This window comes from Bacillus sp. FJAT-22090, from assembly GCF_001278755.1.
In the GTDB taxonomy this organism is placed as follows: Bacteria; Bacillota; Bacilli; order Bacillales_A; family Planococcaceae; genus Psychrobacillus.
The window spans coordinates 3,485,766-3,503,808 of the sequence record NZ_CP012601.1 but is presented as its reverse complement, the minus strand read 5'-3'; the positions used below and the strand labels follow the sequence as shown (position 1 = coordinate 3,503,808).

19 protein-coding genes are annotated in these 18,043 nt (G+C 34.1%); 6 read left to right on the top strand and 13 right to left on the bottom strand.

All coding sequences use genetic code 11. The annotated features are described in order from the left end of the window. The first annotated feature begins 276 nt into the window (after positions 1 to 276). Positions 277 to 1,791, top strand: coding sequence for a LysM peptidoglycan-binding domain-containing protein (locus AM499_RS17605; RefSeq protein WP_231687485.1), 1,515 nt, complete (start codon positions 277 to 279; stop codon positions 1,789 to 1,791). Between the two features lie 297 nt (positions 1,792 to 2,088). Here AM499_RS17605 and AM499_RS21890 read toward each other — a convergent pair whose 3' ends face one another. The 4 genes from AM499_RS21890 to AM499_RS17590 form a co-directional block, all read right to left on the bottom strand. After that, on the bottom strand, positions 2,089 to 2,256 hold the full coding sequence (locus AM499_RS21890; RefSeq protein ID WP_197275569.1) for a hypothetical protein: 168 nt from the start codon (positions 2,254 to 2,256) through the stop codon (positions 2,089 to 2,091). A gap of 255 nt (positions 2,257 to 2,511) precedes the next feature. Next, positions 2,512 to 2,727, bottom strand: coding sequence for a hypothetical protein (locus AM499_RS17600; protein WP_053591422.1), 216 nt, complete (start codon positions 2,725 to 2,727; stop codon positions 2,512 to 2,514). Between the two features lie 144 nt (positions 2,728 to 2,871). Further along, on the bottom strand, positions 2,872 to 3,858 hold the full coding sequence (locus AM499_RS17595; RefSeq protein WP_053591421.1) for a ketoacyl-ACP synthase III: 987 nt from the start codon (positions 3,856 to 3,858) through the stop codon (positions 2,872 to 2,874). A gap of 162 nt (positions 3,859 to 4,020) precedes the next feature. Further along, positions 4,021 to 4,371 (bottom strand): hypothetical protein, encoded by a 351-nt coding sequence (locus tag AM499_RS17590; RefSeq protein WP_053591420.1) that lies wholly within the window; start codon positions 4,369 to 4,371, stop codon positions 4,021 to 4,023. Between the two features lie 600 nt (positions 4,372 to 4,971). Here AM499_RS17590 and helD point away from each other — a divergent pair. Next, entirely contained in the window at positions 4,972 to 7,308 is a 2,337-nt protein-coding gene (gene helD, locus AM499_RS17585; protein WP_053591419.1) for an RNA polymerase recycling motor HelD, read from the top strand. 146 nt (positions 7,309 to 7,454) lie between these two features. Here the strand turns inward: helD and AM499_RS17580 are convergent, their stop codons facing one another. From AM499_RS17580 to AM499_RS17555, 6 genes are all read right to left on the bottom strand, one after another. Further along, complete coding sequence (locus AM499_RS17580) at positions 7,455 to 7,694, bottom strand: hypothetical protein (RefSeq protein WP_053591418.1); 240 nt, start codon at positions 7,692 to 7,694, stop codon at positions 7,455 to 7,457. Between the two features lie 127 nt (positions 7,695 to 7,821). Continuing rightward, entirely contained in the window at positions 7,822 to 8,478 is a 657-nt protein-coding gene (locus AM499_RS17575) for a nucleoside/nucleotide kinase family protein (protein ID WP_053591417.1), read from the bottom strand. 333 nt (positions 8,479 to 8,811) lie between these two features. Continuing rightward, positions 8,812 to 9,720, bottom strand: coding sequence for an ABC transporter ATP-binding protein (locus tag AM499_RS17570; RefSeq protein WP_053591416.1), 909 nt, complete (start codon positions 9,718 to 9,720; stop codon positions 8,812 to 8,814). Between the two features lie 22 nt (positions 9,721 to 9,742). After that, entirely contained in the window at positions 9,743 to 10,936 is a 1,194-nt protein-coding gene (locus tag AM499_RS17565; RefSeq protein ID WP_053591415.1) for a bromodomain-containing protein, read from the bottom strand. Between the two features lie 13 nt (positions 10,937 to 10,949). Then, entirely contained in the window at positions 10,950 to 12,068 is a 1,119-nt protein-coding gene (locus AM499_RS17560; protein WP_053591414.1) for an ABC transporter permease, read from the bottom strand. Positions 12,069 to 12,367: 299 nt separating this feature from the next. Then, on the bottom strand, positions 12,368 to 12,856 hold the full coding sequence (locus AM499_RS17555) for a GNAT family N-acetyltransferase (RefSeq protein ID WP_053591413.1): 489 nt from the start codon (positions 12,854 to 12,856) through the stop codon (positions 12,368 to 12,370). Between the two features lie 668 nt (positions 12,857 to 13,524). On the opposite strand from AM499_RS17555, the gene AM499_RS17550 reads away from it, so the two are divergent. After that, positions 13,525 to 14,127 (top strand): NADPH-dependent FMN reductase, encoded by a 603-nt coding sequence (locus AM499_RS17550; protein ID WP_053591412.1) that lies wholly within the window; start codon positions 13,525 to 13,527, stop codon positions 14,125 to 14,127. 180 nt (positions 14,128 to 14,307) lie between these two features. On the opposite strand, the gene AM499_RS17545 is transcribed toward AM499_RS17550, so the two are convergent. Further along, complete coding sequence (locus AM499_RS17545) at positions 14,308 to 14,523, bottom strand: hypothetical protein (RefSeq protein ID WP_231687484.1); 216 nt, start codon at positions 14,521 to 14,523, stop codon at positions 14,308 to 14,310. Between the two features lie 223 nt (positions 14,524 to 14,746). Between AM499_RS17545 and AM499_RS17540 the strand changes: the two genes are divergently transcribed. From AM499_RS17540 to AM499_RS17530, 3 genes are all read left to right on the top strand, one after another. Then, positions 14,747 to 15,460, top strand: coding sequence for a ZIP family metal transporter (locus AM499_RS17540; RefSeq protein WP_053591411.1), 714 nt, complete (start codon positions 14,747 to 14,749; stop codon positions 15,458 to 15,460). Positions 15,461 to 15,593: 133 nt separating this feature from the next. Next, complete coding sequence (locus AM499_RS17535) at positions 15,594 to 15,815, top strand: DUF6366 family protein (protein WP_053592264.1); 222 nt, start codon at positions 15,594 to 15,596, stop codon at positions 15,813 to 15,815. 63 nt (positions 15,816 to 15,878) lie between these two features. After that, positions 15,879 to 16,250: a YhfM domain-containing protein gene (locus tag AM499_RS17530; protein WP_053591410.1), complete on the top strand. Its 372-nt coding sequence runs from the start codon at positions 15,879 to 15,881 to the stop codon at positions 16,248 to 16,250. Between the two features lie 155 nt (positions 16,251 to 16,405). Here the strand turns inward: AM499_RS17530 and AM499_RS17525 are convergent, their stop codons facing one another. Both AM499_RS17525 and AM499_RS17520 read right to left on the bottom strand, forming a co-directional pair. Beyond that, entirely contained in the window at positions 16,406 to 16,720 is a 315-nt protein-coding gene (locus AM499_RS17525; protein WP_053591409.1) for an ArsR/SmtB family transcription factor, read from the bottom strand. Between the two features lie 71 nt (positions 16,721 to 16,791). Further along, positions 16,792 to 17,739 (bottom strand): cation diffusion facilitator family transporter, encoded by a 948-nt coding sequence (locus AM499_RS17520; protein WP_053591408.1) that lies wholly within the window; start codon positions 17,737 to 17,739, stop codon positions 16,792 to 16,794. Positions 17,740 to 18,043: the final 304 nt, after the last annotated feature.

The following is an 18,043-nucleotide window of genomic DNA, read 5'->3' as shown; positions in this document are numbered from 1 at the left end:
TTGAACTTTTTAATAGTAGCTACGAAAAAATAGGCTGCCCTTATGACTTTTAGGACAGCCCCGTTTTTTTACTTAACATTATGTTATTATCTACAGGCTGTTTGCCTCTTTATTGGCAATGCTTTTTCCACAACCATCTTTTTAAAGCTACCAAATTAAGTAGTACCGTATACCATTGGATACCTTACCACAAAGTACCTGTATCTATTAAATTTAATCCATAGTAACCTATGAAGGTTCTAATACTATTTTCAAATTAGAGGAGAATGAGATTAAGTGAAAAAGATACTTTATAGTATTTTTATATTAATTTTAGTTTTAAGTTTCGAAACTATAAAAGGTGAGGCCTCCAGTACTTCTCTTTCTGTTGGGTCTGTTCAAATAGATAACGTTAAAGTATTAAGTTTACCTAAACAAGGTTCAACCGTTATTACAACTTTAAAAAGAGGTGAAGAATTTCCTGTTCTATCCACTATAACGGGAGATTCAACTACTGCGGTAGTCCATACTGTAGTTGTCGGGAACACATTATGGAAAATCTCAAACCAATATGGGATTTCATTGAGTCAGCTTCAGAAGACGAACAAGCTTTCTACGACCCAAATTCGAATTGGCCAGAAATTAATAATTCCTCAGAATTACCAAGTATATACGGTTATTAAAGGAGATACTTTATGGAAAATTTCCACTAAGTACGGAGTATCTACTAATGATTTGATCAAATTGAACAATTTGCCTTCTTCAAACATACTGGAAGGGCAAAAGTTAAACATTCCTGACTATTATCTACAAGTTCAGTTGCTAGACGGTAAAAAAGGATGGGTTAAGAAATCACTTTTACAACAAAAAACTCATGCACGAATTGTTATGGGTTGGAAGTATAGTGGGAGTTCTGAGAGCTATGCCCAACAATTGAACCATTCAAATTTAAATGTAGTGTCACCACGTTGGTATACTTTAAGTAATTCAGGCAATTTTGTTTCCATTTCAGCCGATACAAAATATTTGCAGGATGCACATAGTAAGGGCAAAAAGGTTTGGCCACTATTTGGGAATAAATTCGATCCTGACTTGACTGACACAGTATTAAATAACGCTGCAAATCGTAAGAAACTTGTTGTCGCGCTAAAGGACTCTTTAGTCCAAACAAAAAGTGATGGAATCAATGTGGATTTTGAAAACATACATCCGAAAAACAAGCAAGATTATGTTCTCTTTATAACCGAACTTAAAAAAGCTCTTCAGCCTAATGGAATTAAAGTATCTGTTGACGTCACTAGAGAAAACAGCGATCCTTTTTGGTCTGGAAGTTTAGACCGTAAAGAGCTAGGCAAAGTTGCTGACTATATCGTTTTGATGGGCTATGACGAGCATTGGGGAAACAGCCCAATCGCGGGGTCTGTAGCTTCGATGCCTTGGATTGAAGAAGGTGTTGAGTTATTAATGTCCGAAGTACCCTCTCATAAGATCATCTTAGGGATGCCCTTCTATACAAGGGAATGGGTGACTAATTTATCAACAAAAAAAGTAAGAAGTATTGACCGTACAATGAATGAGGTCGAGCAAATTATCTCATCAAGGGGACTTAAGAAAGTTTGGGATCGAAATACTCAGCAAAATTATGTAGAATATACAGCAAACGGAGATAAGCACCAGATTTGGATTGAGGATAAACAATCCATCGAGCTTCGCGTTAACTTGGCCAAGCAATATAACCTAGGTGGTGCAGCAGCATGGTATATTGGGTCTGAAACACCAGACGTTTGGGATGTGTACCATTTCAACAAATAATTCTTTAGAGTTTTAAGCACCTTTTTTACAACCTTTGCTCGTTTGGGCTCAGGTTGTTTTTTTAATTCTTCTTTACTTTGTGCTATCCCATCTGTAATCTGTGCTAAAGCAATTTAATAGGAATATGTGACTTGTTTAAAACTGAAGATGAAGTGAATATCACCAAATATAAAATGTATGCTTATAAAAGCATATACAAAAAAAGATTGCCCAATTCAAAGGGCAATCTTTTCTTCCTCCTATCATTTGAGAAAAGAGGCCGTCTATATTGTCATCTTTATTATGATAGAGACACTATTACTTACCTTCTTCTTCATTTTTATTTCCATCATCTACATCATCCATCTCTTCACCATCACTTACGCCATTATCCTGGTCAACTCCGTCCCCACAACCAGCCACTCCGCCAAGCACTAACCCGCCTACTAGTCCACTTGCCAATAATTTCTTTTTCCAATCTGCCATGTTAGTTCCTCCTTTTAATGTGTTGAACGTTCTAACAAATGTCTACCCTTTGACATATATCTCTAAACAAAAAATTACTGGGAGGTTACCATCTTTATTATTCCATAAGAAAAAGCAGCTCTCTAAAGCAGCCGTTTCTTCAACTAAATACCAATAGTTGAAAAAGAAATTTTTTAATCTTTTATCTCAATCTTTTTTTAAAATTTTTTATATTTTTCCAAAGTTATATCTTGGAACAACGCTCGAATTGATAATTTAATTACCACTTAACTTTGTCTTCTTTAAAATAAATAGCTCTCTTATAAAAGCCCCAATGGCTGAAGAGAGAAAGATTATAGCTATTAGGTTTACGACTCTAACAAATGTATAGGGTGTGTAAATAACTTGAACGCTTTGACTAATTACAAATAAGCCATAAATTAGAGACATCATTATAAGATATTTTGGCGTTGCTTCCCTTGGTTTACTCATTATCATCACCCCTAAATTACCTATTCTACATATGACTCACACTATCCTTCTTAAACCAACCTGCCCTCTTAGTACAATTTAATCAACAAATAGAGCGTAGATTCTCCCGAATCCACGCCCTTTACTTTAGGAACATTTACATTTTTAATATCTAAATAACATTGTAATGAACTCGTGACCGCCACCGATTGTCCAAAATAATATTAAGTCTCCACGCTTTATTTTTCCTGATTCGATTCCTTCATGAAGAGCAATAAAAGGACTGCTTGTACCAGTATATCCATATTTGTCTCCCACATAAATAAATTTTTCTTCGGGTATATCAAAATGGCTTTGAATTTTATCAATATTCACTTTAGCAAATTGAGATAAGCAGAACGCATCTACATCATCAATTTTAAGTTGATTTCTTTCTAAAATAGCTTCAAACATATCATACGTATAAGGGAGTGACATCGCTCCATCAAATGGCTGCCAAAGCATGAATTCTGCACTTTCACCCGCTTTATTTGTTTGAGATAATCCCTTGTGTGGATATAAAATATTGTTTCGGTTACTTGAGTCTACTTCAAACATCGCATCGATAAATCCTGTATCATTCTCAGTCTTTTCTAAAATAATAGCAGAAGAAGCATCCCCAAAGTTAGCATACGTCATTGCATCTTTTGGATCAGCCACTAATGAAAGATAATCAGAACCTACCACAAGTGCGGTATTAACATGTGGATTGGATTTCATATATCGTGACGCCTGTTCTACTGCAATCGACATACCAGCGCAATTTGCGTTCATATCAAAAATAACTGTTCTTTTTTTTGCTTGAATGGCATTATGAATGAACATAGCGTTGGTTGGAACAGTCATTTCAGGTACTTGAGTAGAAAAAACAATCATATCTATATCCTTACCTTCTAATCCCACTTTTTTCAACACTCGATTTGTTGCTTCAATCGCCATTGTAATCGTATTTTCTTCATGATTATCAATGACATAACGCTCTTTTCTTCCCATAATATTTAAGAAATTTGTAATATCTTTTCCTTGTTTTTTAAAGTGTTCAAGATAAACATCATTGTTTACTTGTTTTTTTGCATGGTAAACATCCACTGCTTTAATTCTAATGTTAGTCATAGTCGTAAGAAACCTCTCGAATAAAATTTTAGTATTATATACAATTACATATCTTGTTATTAAGCGTGATCATTTTAGTACATTTAAGTTACGAATTTTGTTATGTAAATATCAAATAAAAAAGGCAGGACCCTTTAATAGCTCCTTACCTTTTTGTAAAAATTAATATTTTTGAATTACCTCAAACGTAGTTAGCCCTACATTATTCGCCAAGCGTTTTAATTGCATGGAGATTATAGCACTTTTCCTAATACCTACTTCTACTTTCTTAAATCCAGAAGATTTATAAAGTGCTAAACAATTTTCAAGATCTGGTATCATTTCTTTTGTTACTACATCCAAATCACTGCAATCAAATTCCAAGACGAATTCGCTTGCATTTATTGATGATAACTTATTCTGATAATCATTAATAAATTGTTGAGCTTTTTCAGGAGTAAAAGTCCCGCTTACCGTCATATCAACAGTTTTCTTAGCAAGATTTACGTTCATTGTGTAAGTTCCTTCTGCCATAATTTAAAACCACTTCCTTATTAAAATCTGTGAAAAGTTGCATTTCGTCATTAGTTTAAATAGTAAGTTTTTTTAAAAATATTATCCCTACTTTAGACGTAGATGCCGAAAAAACTTCTCTTTATAACTATCGTCAAATAACAAATATTGTTAATATCTATTCAATGTTTTTAAATATTCGAATTTAAAATTGGTGTTGATATAGTAAATTCTATAAACTATATCACCTTTATCTTGAAAAAAAAAAGGAAGTTGGACTTCTTCCATTTAATTCAAATTAAACAAGGAAAGGGTGCAAAAATTAACTATTAACGATTCAGGTTTAAATTTATATATTTCGTAGTAAAATTGTGGTCAAAAAAACACCCTCTTATTTAGCGGGTGTGTGTTTCTTGCATTCAATTGGTGTTATTATGGCAAAATAGCATTAAGAATCGACAAGCATAAAAATCATGACCAATACATTGAAAAAAATGAGAACCTGTGGTAAATTTATATAGATATATGCCTAAAACTATAATGCGCATTATATCCCTATTATATATTATACATCATACTTTTTTCGTTTGTCAATACCAATCTTTTTAAGGAGTGGTTGCTATGTGTTCAGAATTTCAGCAGGAGCAAAAACGAGTGGAAAGTGTAATTGAGACAATAACGGAGCGAATCAGCGGATTAGAGGAAGAAACTTCTCGACGTCGGAACGAACTAGTTAATATGCGCAAACACTTTTGGGATGAAGTCAAGGTGAATGTTGATACCTTCGACGATTATCTTGAGACCATCATCGGCTTGAGACAAGAGGCTCAGGCTCTATCAGTAAGCCAAAGCACCAATAGACATGTATCCAATAAATTATCCAAGCTTCGACGTATGCAAGAGGTTCCCTACTTCGGACGAATCGATTTCATAGAAGAAGGAGAATCTACTCAGGAACAATTTTATATTGGAATCTCCACACTTACGGATGCAAGTGGCGAAGAATTTCTTATCTATGACTGGAGGGCGCCTGTCTCAAGTGTCTACTATGAGTATCAAACCGGACCGGCCAAGTATGCAACACCTGGGGGTGAAATCAAAGGCCTATTAGAGAAAAAGGGGCAATATCTAATCCGTGGCGGTGTTCTTCAATCTATGTTCGATACAAGTCTCACCATTGGAGACGAGATTTTACAACAGGTGCTAGGCAAAGGCACAGACAAACATATGCACAATATAGTAGCTACCATCCAACAGGAGCAAAACCGAATCATTCGTCATGATCGCGGGAGACTGCTCATTGTTCACGGTGCAGCTGGCAGTGGCAAGACATCGGCCGCATTGCAGCGGATAGCTTTTTTGCTCTACAAATATCGAGATAGTATGACTGCTGATCAAATTATTCTATTTTCACCTAATTCGATGTTTAACAATTATGTGTCCAATGTGCTGCCAGAACTTGGAGAAGAGAATATGCAGCAGGTCACATTTCAGGAATACTTAGACCATCGACTAAGTAAAGAATTTCAAGTTGAAAATCCTTACGAGCAATTGGAATATGTTTTAACTGCAACGAATACCCCTTCCTACAGACCAAGGGTTGCGAGTATTCGATTCAAAGCATCACACCTTTTTTTCGAAGCGATCGAATCATATAGGAAGTCGTTAGAGCTATCTGGAATGTTATTCAAAGACATAATCTTCAGAGGAAAGCCGATTGTTACCGCCCAACAAATAGCAGAAAGGTTTTATAGTAACGATACTTCACTCCGCTTCCATAATAGACTTGAAAAGTTAAAGGATTGGCTAATTCAGAAAATAAATGAAACCCAAGAGGCTGAACTGACAATGTCGTGGGTACAAGAGAAAATCGAGCTACTTAGCGACGAGGAGTACCATAAGGCACATACCTACTTAGCGAAAAAACGCGGCTTTAAAAGAGAATCGATTGCCGATTATGAGATCGAGCCTGAAGCACTTGCTCGTTTAATTGTTCAACAGAAATTGAAGCTGTTACGTAAACGAGTCCGAACATTTAGTTTCATCGACATTAAGGGGATTTATATGCAGCTTTTTGCTGATTCCCTGCAGATCAAACAGTGGATAGAGGGTGAAACACCCGCGGAGTGGGCAGAAATTTGTCAAGCGACGCTGGAAATGCTATATGAAGGCAAACTATCTAACGAAGATGCTACTCCGTTCTTATTTATGAAAGAGCTGATTCAAGGCTTTCAGACGAACCGCTCCATAAAGCACATACTTATTGACGAGGGACAGGACTATTCACCGTTTCAATTCGAGTTTCTAAAGCGTTTATTTCCTTCGGCAAGAATGACTGTGCTAGGTGACTTTAATCAAGCGATATTCGCCCATGCAAGTGAAAAGAATGATTTTCACACACTTATGAACTTATACGGACAGGTTGAAACGGAAGCGATCAACATGACACGCAGCTACCGATCCACAAAACCGATTATCGAATTTACACGCAGACTAGTACCTAACGGCGAACGGATTATTCCTTTTGAACGCGATGGTGAGCGACCTGTGCTGACACAATTGCTCGATCACACAGAACTGCACCGCCGCATAGCATCCAAAGTCGCGACTTTGCGAAATATTGGTTATAACAGTATTGCTATAATATGTAAATCAGCTGAGGAAAGTAAGCGTGCATACGAAGCCTTGTCCAACATCGATGATATTAAGCTAGTGAAGAACGGCTCGATTGAATATGAACAAGGAGTTGTTGTCATACCGACGTATTTGTCCAAAGGCATCGAATTCGACGCTGTCATTATTTATGACGCATCAGAGGAAGTATACGGCGATGAGAGCGTTCGTAGAGTATTCTATACCGCCTGCACCAGAGCAATGCATTATTTGCAACTTTACAGTGTAGGTGAACCGACCCCATTATTGAGAAAAGCATTGCGGGAAAATTTCATCCAAGCTTGACTTAGCCGAAATTTTAACGGATAAACACATGGGTCAATTACCTATTTAAAATAATATTAATAAGCCGAAAATATGTGAGTTTTTATTCACCGCTTACATATTTTCGGCTATTTTGCATTTATAAAATACAGCCATAAATTTCCGATTTACTCTTTAATTGACCTTGTTTTCTTCTTACTTATTAACAAAATTAATATCGTTAGAACAAGTAGGAGAGCTGGAGTCAAACCAACATATTTCCAAGCATTATTTGACCCTGAAAAATAATATGCTATTGGTATAAATGTAATCGTACTAATTAGTAGGAATACCCAAGATTTTTTAACAAGACCCACCAATAAAGCTGCAATTGAAACAAATAATGAAAGTTGCCATAATAATAACATTTTCCACCTCCATTTATCTTTTTCTATCTTCAACTAACCTACCCAGTTAGTTCAATAAGAAAAAGCTACCCTTGCAGGCAGCCACTTGTTCAACTAAAGCACCCAGTAGTTGAAGAATAAGTTTCCTTTATACAAAAAATGGGTTATCTAATTCATTATTATTAATGACTACATCTGCATTAAGTTGCGGTGAGTGCTGGTCTAGATAGAGTTTCGAAGCAACATGATACCTATTAAGGAACATTTCTTCTGCTTTTTCATAACTTCCAAATGCCAATTCTTCTCGTTTAGCTCCTCTTTTTCTGGCTAACTCAAAGTCAGTTTCAACAAATATTTTAAAATCGTATAGTTTACATAAATCCTTTTTAAATAAGAAAGTTCCATCAATAATAAAAATCGTATCCATACTTGCTATTTTCAATTCTGGGTTTACATACACGTCGTTTTCTAAATCGAAAGAATTTGTTTGATAATGGAAGTTTCCCCCTGGACCTAAAGGTATTAAAAGTATCTGCTTAAAGGAATTGTAATCGTGAGCATCTTCGTAATAACCAATTGCTGATTCCTTACCTTGTCTGTATCGTATAACTCTCGGATTATGAAAATTGTCTATGCTAGTCCTAACAACATCCATCTTTCTACTTTGAAGTTCTTCCGTAAGCTCATTAGCAAACGTTGTCTTGCCAGATGAAGTTATTCCACTTACTCCTACTCTAATTGGATGGAGTCTTTTTAGACATATTATTCTATTTGCTATATCTGAAATAAGTTCACTCCTTAACATCTAGCTCCCCACTTTCCAATCATATCTTTTTGTCTCTCTTCAATCTAAATACTACCCTGTCCCGTTAGTTGAATAGTGGTACGCGTTAGGTTCCTACTGTATTCTTTGAATAATATGAGTTATCTGTCCAGAACTATTATTTCTTCAAAATATATTAAAAGTGTTTCCCTTTCTTACTTTTAGAATATATTAATCCTAATAAAAGACAGAATCCATAAATGAATAGGGAGATCAAAACATATATAAGAATACCCATAGAATTGCTCCTTTTTAATATCTACCATATCGTAATTATAGTTGTATTGTTCCCTTTTGTATTAACTATCACAAAGGTCATCCTTCTTGATAATACATTGAATATAAATCATTCAATGTAACTTTCCCAATGCTAAACTCTGTTAACTGATTGTCTTTAAGAAACTCTACAATCGTTCCTAATTTCCTTGAATCATATCCACGAACATCTATTAAAGTAACTCCATTTGGTAATAATCGCACATTGGTTTTTGGAAACTCTTTTGATAACTTTTCTTTTATCTTCTCTGTCATTTCTGTTACTCGCACAGTCGTGATTTCTCTTTCTTCAAACCCTGGCGAAATGACATTAACTAGGATTAACTCACCATTTCTCATAAAAAAAATTCGATCTGCATATTTTTCTAAGTTATCTAATAAATGAGAAGCTACAATAACCGTTTTTCCTTCAGACTTCTTTTTAACGAGAATCTGTGAAATAAGTTCGACATGGGTAGGATCTAATCCGTTCATGACTTCGTCCATTAACATGATTTGGGTATCTGATACAATTTGCATCGCAAAACAAAGTCTTTGGCGCATTCCCAAAGAATACGTTCCTGTCTTCTTATTTATATATGACGCCATCCCTAGTTCTTTTATTGTACTGTCAATCAGTTTTGGGTTACTATTCCACATGGAGGAATAAATTTTTAAATGCTCTTTTCCGGAAATCTGATTATACAAGTCACTTTGGTCAGGCATCATGGATACTAGTTGATGGATTTTTACCTCATTCTTCTTATTTGTATATTCTAGCTCATGATTTAGTATGACTTTTCCACTGTTTGGATTGATATAATTCATGATTACATTCATAAGCGTTGACTTCCCCGTCCCATTAGGAGCTACCAAACCAATAATTTCTCCTGGGTTGAACAGCACAGAAACATCCTTTAAAATGTCTCTACTTGAAAATTGAACACCAATATTTTTTAATTCAATCATATCTTTCCTCCAAATCTTCAAACTACAATAGCTTGAATTTTTTATGATTGCTTATTAAGAAAGTGAGTAATAAAAAAATACACGTACATAATCCTATTATGGAGAGTCCAGTTCCAAAAGTGAGTTCATCCGTGCCATAAAGATAGTTTCGATAACCTGAAAGAATCTGTCCCACCTGAACATAGCTCGTTGGATACCATTGAACATCGCGAAATACTCCAATCCCTCTACTAAAGTAAGCAAATTCAACAATTACAACCACGCAACCTATCAATAAAGTTGCAAACTCGTTTTTGAGCGTCACACTTACAAGTAGTAGCAATGAAATAATGAATAAAAACCAGATAACCAAAAATAGCACGTTTTGGATCAGGTATTCCCTAATCGTTATATTTGAAAATAATTCTTCAACAGAATGATAAATCGGAACTGGTAAGTTAAAATCACCAAAACCATTTCGGACACCAATTATCAATAGACCTACAGAAAGCGGAATAATTGCAAGGATACTCCCTACTAAGGAAACTGCTCCTTTCATAATCAACCTTTTCCAATCTGAAAGAGGTAAACCTTGTAACAGTGTTGAATTCCTACGATCCTTTATGACGATATCGACTGTGAAGAGTATACAACTAACAATGAGAATAAATGGCAGGTAAGAGTGTAACTGACGTTGCAGTGTTTGCAAGGCTGTCCTTTCCTCGAAAACATTTATAGTTAAATCCGAGTTTCCTTTTGTATACCCTTCGAACCGACTTGCAGAATACGAATAAGCGAAGTGTCCATCTTCCTTCGCATAATTATTTCCATACGTATAATATCCCGGATTGTAATAGAGGAAATCACCTCCATAACGAAAGATCATCTCATCAGAGTACGCATACCACTTAAATGTAGCTTCTGCATACTCATTAAAATTGTGCTGTTTGATAGCTTCTAATCTTTCTTTGTCATATTCATTCCATTCGGGGAATATTTGTGCAGCAAACAAAGTTAAAGGGTGAGTCCCTTCATTTATCTGAACATTATTTAGAAATTCTTCTCTCGTTAGGTAACGAGCCTCCATTTCACTTACATCTACTTTTTCAATAGGATTATAAGCTGGAGCTATTTTTAGTGCATAATAACACGAGAAGAAAAGAAGAATGACATAAATTGCAATATTCTTTTTGTTGAATATAAATTGAAGAAATTCAAACTTAAAATAAGCCCACATTATCTCACTCCCCTTATATCTTCTTTAGCTTCCCAGTAGTCAAGAATAACTTTATAGCGACTACCATTATGACTATACTCAACGCGATATAAATAAGGCCATGTGTGCTATTTAAGTAGACCGGGTTTGCAAGATCGAGTGTCTGCCCGTTCAATAGGCTAGTAAAATTCAAGTAGTTAAATGGATTAAACGGAACAAAATTCATCGTGTTCGGAAATAACACTGGGAAAATATACAATAACAATTGCAAAAACAGTGTCAAATACATATTCTTCAATAAAACATTTAAAATCACAGATAGTAATATTGTAAAAATAGAAATACAAATCATATAAAGTACAGATACACCTATGTATTTGTATATTGGATAAACTTCAAAACTACCATTAAAGATTGCAATAGGATAGGATGGGTTTCCAAATCCCTTAAAAAAAACTAACAGCAGACTGCAAACAAATAACTCCAGAAGAAATACACCTACTATGAGCATGGATGAGATACATTTAGATAAAACGTACTTATCAAAGGATATAGGATAACCTTTAACTATAGACGTATGTTGGAATTCTTCTATCATGATCCCACAAGTATAAATACTCATGAAAATAAACCATACAGAACCTAGTACACCAAATAAAAAAGCTAGAAACTGAAAGAAAGATAGCGAATTAACGGATAACGAAATTCCTGTGTTCTTCACATACTCATAAAACACAAGATCCAATTGATTTTCTACTTTTGAAGGTAGATTACTTGCAACATCATCATATCCTTTCATATTAAATGAATCCGTTCTTAAATTTGCAAGGTCGATCGCTGTTTCTAAATACAACTCCGGTCGATTCATTTTTAGTGCCATTCTTTGTTTAGATACATATTGTTGCTGAAGTACTATATTCTTATATAACTCGCTGCCATTCCCATTATCAGTAGCATCCACATTTTGAAATTTACTCAACGCGGAAGAAAGCGATTGATATTCACCCGCTTTTTCTTTTATTAAGTTTCCTAAATCCTCCGTTTTCACAAATAAAATCAATCCAAAAACAAATGCCGCCAATATAATACTAGCTAAAATATTTTTCTTATTTGATTTCTCTAAAATAAAATTAGTCTTTAATATTTTCCACATAGGCATCCCCCAAATACTGTCCTAGCGGGCATAATAAAATGTTCAATTGATAGACCGCTTAATATAGAAAGTAACATCAACAAAGTTTCATACAGATAAATTCGCCTCCCACATAAAATATCCCTTTTAGATATATGGAAAATTTATAATAATTGCCTTCTTTTTTCCATTAACAGCACCCCTGGCTCTGATAATGAGCTGTCTATTATTGTTAGTACATATATAAACGAATTAAAATGTAAAAAAAAGAACGGTTAAATTAATTACCGTTCTTTCATATAGGATTTCTACTTATTATTCTAGATTTTAAATGCCTGTACTATGCAAGGTTCGTCATCAATTAATTGATTCTTTTCTTCAAAATCAATATTAAATTCTTTTAATATCTTTCTCCAAAAGGATACTGCAGGAAGGTTATTAACAAGTTCAATAACATAGTATTGACCTTTTTTGCTTTCAAACAACTCTTTAACTGCCCGTATTCCATAGCCCTTCCCTTTGAACTTATTTAGAATAAAGATATCATTAATGCAGAAATCATTTTCTTTTTTTAAAAATGGTCTTTCCAAAAGAAGTATAAAGCCAATTATGTTGCCTTCAGATTCGATGAAATAAGGAGAAATACCCTCATTTGTCCAAAACAAATAGAGATCTTCATAATCAAAGAATCCATTTTCATTGATAGTAATGTTTGGCGTGAACATAGAAAGGTCATGAAGATAAAAAGAATATAAGTTTTGTAAAATTGTTTTCTCGTTTTCATATACTTCACGAAGTGTAACAGGCATCTAAAAACCCCCTAGCGTTTCTTTTAACTATAGCTCAATGGATTTGATGTAGAAATAGTTAAATTAAAAACAGAGATGAAATAATGACATTTAGATTACATTAATCGTTTTTGTAATTAATTGCTGCCCTATACTCTTGGTTTGGTATATCTATAAATCCCGTAATATAAAAATATATTAAAACGAGATGTTGACAATTGTTATAAATTTATGTTAAATTTATTTCGAATTAAAGATATTTTAAATAAAGGTAAAATCATTCATAAGAGAATGGAAATTTTTTTAAATATATATCTCGAATTCGAAGTAAATATTCATTCTTTTTTATACAAAATATCTCTATTCAAATTTCCGTTGTACTTACTTAGTAGGAACACGTTTCGACAGAATATTAATTGGTCATACTTGTATTAAGAACAACCTGGCGTAATCCTTCTTAGATTAAGTCAATCAAAAAATAACCATTAAAGGGGGTGAGGGAAGAATTAGTGTGCTTATTTTGTAGAACACAATAAGTTTTACATAATGCACATGTTTCCTTCCATGCAAGTGATTATGTGGTGTAATCGAATGAGAGGTATGTAAATCGTTACTATAACCACTATTAGTATGACCCATCTATACAGTAAGAAGCACAATGAATTTAAGAAAGCATATGAGGTAGAACAATGAGTTTTTTTAGAAAATTTTTTGGATTAGACACTAAAGAAGAACAAATAGGAGGAAATGACATGTTGAAAATTGGAATAGTTTTAGGAAGTACACGTGAGGGACGCGTTAGTCCACAAGTAGGAGAATGGGTAAAAGAACTAGCAGACAAGCGTGGAGACGCTGAGTACGAAATCATCGACATTGCAGAATTTAAGTTACCACTTTTAGGTGAACCAGGTGGCGATGCTTCAGGTGCAGCAGCTTGGAGTGCAAAAATCAATGGTTGTGACGGATTCGTATTCATCGTTCAAGAATATAACCACTCCATTACCGGCGCATTAAAAAATGCTTTAGACTACTTACGAGATGAGTGGAATAACAAAGCAGCTGGTATCGTATCATATGGTTCCGTAGGTGGTGCTCGTGCAGCAGAACATTTACGTGGCATTTTAAGTGAATTGCTTGTAGCACATGTTCGCGTTCATCCAGCACTATCCCTCTTCACTGACTTTGAAAACGGTACTGTATTTAAACCAAAAGCTGTACAAGCTGATTCAGTAAACCAAATGCTAGACCAAGTTATTCCTTGGACTAATGCACTAAAAACTGTTCGTAAGTAATTTAAAAGTTTAAATTGTTACACTTCACAAAATGTGCATGGCGTGGGTATCGAAAGCCAGTCGGTGAATTTGTAAAATTTATATAATAGAGATGCAAAAGACCAAGTAGAGCCAATTTAGACTCTGCTTGGTCAATTTTATGAAAAAGTAGTTATAGTTAACTTTATTAAGCAAGGAATATTAAATAGAGTTGTTTGTAAATATCGTATTATATTCAACCCACTTTTCTTTTTCTCGCTCTACTGCTCGGTTTTGCCATTCAAACCAAACATATGAACATTCACTACAATGACTTTCTACACCACTATTATTGTTCATATCTCTACGTGTAAATAAGGTCCTTTTGCGACAGCTGTAGCAATAAATTACTTTATCTTCATCACTTTTTATTATCATAATTATCTTTCCCTCCAATATAAACTATTTATTGGCTATTACTTGGCTAATTATTCTATAATCAAATAATTTTACTAAATAATTGGACAGTCTAATTTATGGAGGTACCTACTATCTCTCTTAGAAATTTCATTCACATGAATGTAATTTCGTTTTCATAAATGCATGACAATATCCATATAAACATAAAGACAGACAGAGTGAACATAGTAGGAGTGATAAATTGTCTTTGATTTGGGTAATGGGCTATATCTACACTGCATTAGGATTTAGTATAGGTGGGGTAATAGCATGGGCGTTAAGAGGAGTACAAAGAAAAATAGATACTATTTACAGTATTTGCGCTGGTTTAATTCTTGGTTTATTAAGTTTTGAAGTTGCTCCTGAGGCTATAAACCTTGGAAATTGGCTCACATTCATCGTAGGATTTGTCATTGGAGTTATTTTATTTAAAATTACACATAAAGCTTTGAAAAATTTATTTGGAACATTTAAAGGTAAAGATAACTTTTCATTACAAACGGGTATACTGTTGTTCCTTAGTATTTCATTTCACAATTTGCCTATTGGAATAGTAATAGGCTCAAATCAAGAGTCTAGTTTAGAAATGACTCTTCTACAAACCATTTTACTTCACAATATACCTGAAGGAATAATTGTATTTACTCCATTATTTATAGCGGGCCTTGGAGTATGGACATGGTTATTTTTATCTTTAATTGTTGCAATCCCAGTTGGTTTTGGCGCTTATATAGGGAACTCAATGGGAATTGGCGATCCAATGTTTTGGTCTTTTTCCATAAGTTTAGCAGTAGGCACAATTTACATGATCACCATCCAGGAAATAATCATGGAGTCTATTAAAGATTTTTCAAAAGTATTAACAATAGCACTCATAAGCTTTGGATGCATGGGATGTTTTCTTTTTCTTACCTAGCGCTTTTCTATACATTTCAACCGTTCACTTTGATTTTCATATGCACACAAAAATAAAAAGAGCCTTATCAGCATATCCCTTATATTAAAGGGTGGCAGAGGCTTTTTTTGTTACTTTAATTAGAAATCAAAGGTTGGATAGGTTTTTTCAAGAAGGTACACCTGAAGAAAAAAGAGAGAGATTAAGACAAGAAGAACTTAAAAAAAATTCAACAGGTTCATTAAAAGATGGATTTAGTAGAGCAGAAAATGGTAACTTAGCTGACTTAGTTGGTGGTTTAGGTTGGAAAGGGACAGGAATACTAATCGTTATTTTATTCGTTGGATACGTTTTGTATAAATTGTTTTTTTTATGACTTTACTTACACTGTAACTTAAATTCAAGAAAACACGACTAACTTTAAATAGGAGGTGGTTTCTTGAAAAGGTTATTTCCACGTTTTCTTTTTATTATTTTAATAGCACTATTGACTATAGGATGTTCATCTCAAAACATAGAAGAAGTGAACGTATACAAAATGGAAAGCTTTTCAAAAGTTGGAGAGAATTCATTGACTACTTATACAGACTCAAGTGTCATGAAAGATTTTAAAAATGCATTCAACAGTGCTAATAAAGAGCCAGGAATAGTGAATATGGTTGACCCCGATTATAAAATTGAATTTGGAGATAAATCTTATTTTCTTTGGATAAGTGATGAACATGGCACAATAATGAATACAAATGATACTCATACTATTTATAGTCTTTCTGAAAGCTCAGCAAAAAAAATAGTTGAGATTTTAAACTAATGGCTTATATGGGGAATATAGGAAGGGTTTTTATATACAATCACTTAAACTTTCTCTTACAAAACGTATAAGAACTAAAAAAATCTATAAGTAAAAATAGAGTAGCTCAAAATTTTTTGAACCAACTCTATTTCAATTCATATATAGAATGTATTTTAATGCTTTGCATGACCAATCGCTTGATGCAATAGATTCATAATATGGTCATCATCGCTTGAATAATACAACGTTGTCCCTTCACGTCGAAATTTTACTAAACGTAAATTTTTCAAAAAACGGAGCTGATGAGATACTGTGGACTGACCTAAATTTAGTGCCTCAGCAATATCATTCACAGAGTGCTCTTCGCAGCAAAGTAAGTTTAATATACGAATACGTGTTGGATCACTTAACGCTTTAAACGTCTGGGATACGACAAACAGTGTTTCTTCATCTAATTCATGTGTATTAGTTTGTACTTCTTCAGCCATACTTTTTTACACCTCCTGTAACTAATCCTATTGATTTACTATTTTACTATCGGTAGTCCCAATGCATCCCGTCAGTGATGGTGGTGTGCATGTGCAGCTGAGACATCAGCTTTTGCTGTACATAAAATAGAATTATCACATTTGTGTGCGGTAGATTCCAACTGAATCGTCACATGCTGGATATTTTTATGTTCTAAATCATGTTCCATTTTACGTAGTAGCTTTTCGCCCTCTACAATCGTCATTTGTCCCTCTACCACCACATGGCAAGAAAGTGCATTTAAACCACTTGTAATAGACCAAATGTGTAAATCATGTACATCTATAATTCCCTTTGTCTGTTCAATTGTATGAACGATGTCGTTTACACTTACATTTTGAGGCGTGCCCTCCATCAATACATGCAACGAAGCTTTCGTTACATAATAACCACTGCGTAAAACTAGTGCTGCGACAATAACACTTGCTAAGGGGTCAGCCCAACCCCAACCAAAGAACAAAATCAGTAGTGCTGCAATAATAGCGCCAATTGATCCTAGCATATCACTAATCACATGGAGAAATGCCCCACGCATATTTAAATTCTCTTTCGTATCACTGCCACGCATCATAATCCAAGCAACTAGGATATTCACAGCTAACCCAATACTACTAATAACAAGCATACCGGTTGTTGCCACTTCTGGTGGATTTGTAAAACGTTCAATTGCTTCATAAAAAATAAAGAAAGCTATTAAAATAAGCGTCACACCGTTTAAGACGGCTGCTAAAACTTCAAAACGTTTATAGCCATATGTTTTACTAGCATTTGCTGCTTTTTCACTAAATGTAAATGCTAATAAGGCAACTCCAAGGGATACGGCATCGCTTAGCATATGCCCTGCATCAGAAAGAAGAGCAAGACTGTTTGTAATATAACCCCCTACCGCTTCTACAATCATATAGATGGTAATGATTAAAAACGAAATCAGTAATACTTTTTTATTTTCTCCATGTGCATGATTGTGACTATTACCCATAAAAATCCCTCCCTATTGTATGCTTAAATCTCTATATATGATTATATATTCATATATACATATTATATTCCTAATTATCTATTGTCAATAATTAAAGAGGAATAATTTTTAAAGTCCTTCAAGTGAAAAAATATAATTTACAAATGGGGAAAAGTTCAAATTAAAAACAAATAGTTAAAATCAAAAATCGGCTATACCCTTTCCATTGAATTCTTAAATTCTTGTGAAGGTTTAATAGAGTCATCCATTTTATTCCTAAATATCATTTCTACACTAATCACTTATGGTAAAATATACTAATAAA

Bases quoted from the DNA above. Each gene is read 5' to 3' on its own strand.
- AM499_RS21890 (WP_197275569.1), bottom strand. From the start codon at position 2,256: ATGGCAGATTGGAAAAAGAAATTATTGGCAAGTGGACTAGTAGGCGGG.
- AM499_RS17600 (WP_053591422.1), bottom strand. From the start codon at position 2,727: ATGAGTAAACCAAGGGAAGCAACGCCAAAATATCTTATAATGATGTCT.
- AM499_RS17595 (WP_053591421.1), bottom strand. From the start codon at position 3,858: ATGACTAACATTAGAATTAAAGCAGTGGATGTTTACCATGCAAAAAAA.
- AM499_RS17590 (WP_053591420.1), bottom strand. From the start codon at position 4,371: ATGGCAGAAGGAACTTACACAATGAACGTAAATCTTGCTAAGAAAACT.
- helD (WP_053591419.1), top strand. From the start codon at position 4,972: ATGTGTTCAGAATTTCAGCAGGAGCAAAAACGAGTGGAAAGTGTAATT.
- AM499_RS17580 (WP_053591418.1), bottom strand. From the start codon at position 7,694: ATGTTATTATTATGGCAACTTTCATTATTTGTTTCAATTGCAGCTTTA.
- AM499_RS17575 (WP_053591417.1), bottom strand. From the start codon at position 8,478: ATGTTAAGGAGTGAACTTATTTCAGATATAGCAAATAGAATAATATGT.
- AM499_RS17570 (WP_053591416.1), bottom strand. From the start codon at position 9,720: ATGATTGAATTAAAAAATATTGGTGTTCAATTTTCAAGTAGAGACATT.
- AM499_RS17565 (WP_053591415.1), bottom strand. From the start codon at position 10,936: ATGTGGGCTTATTTTAAGTTTGAATTTCTTCAATTTATATTCAACAAA.
- AM499_RS17560 (WP_053591414.1), bottom strand. From the start codon at position 12,068: ATGTGGAAAATATTAAAGACTAATTTTATTTTAGAGAAATCAAATAAG.
- AM499_RS17555 (WP_053591413.1), bottom strand. From the start codon at position 12,856: ATGCCTGTTACACTTCGTGAAGTATATGAAAACGAGAAAACAATTTTA.
- AM499_RS17550 (WP_053591412.1), top strand. From the start codon at position 13,525: ATGAGTTTTTTTAGAAAATTTTTTGGATTAGACACTAAAGAAGAACAA.
- AM499_RS17545 (WP_231687484.1), bottom strand. From the start codon at position 14,523: ATGATAATAAAAAGTGATGAAGATAAAGTAATTTATTGCTACAGCTGT.
- AM499_RS17525 (WP_053591409.1), bottom strand. From the start codon at position 16,720: ATGGCTGAAGAAGTACAAACTAATACACATGAATTAGATGAAGAAACA.
- AM499_RS17520 (WP_053591408.1), bottom strand. From the start codon at position 17,739: ATGGGTAATAGTCACAATCATGCACATGGAGAAAATAAAAAAGTATTA.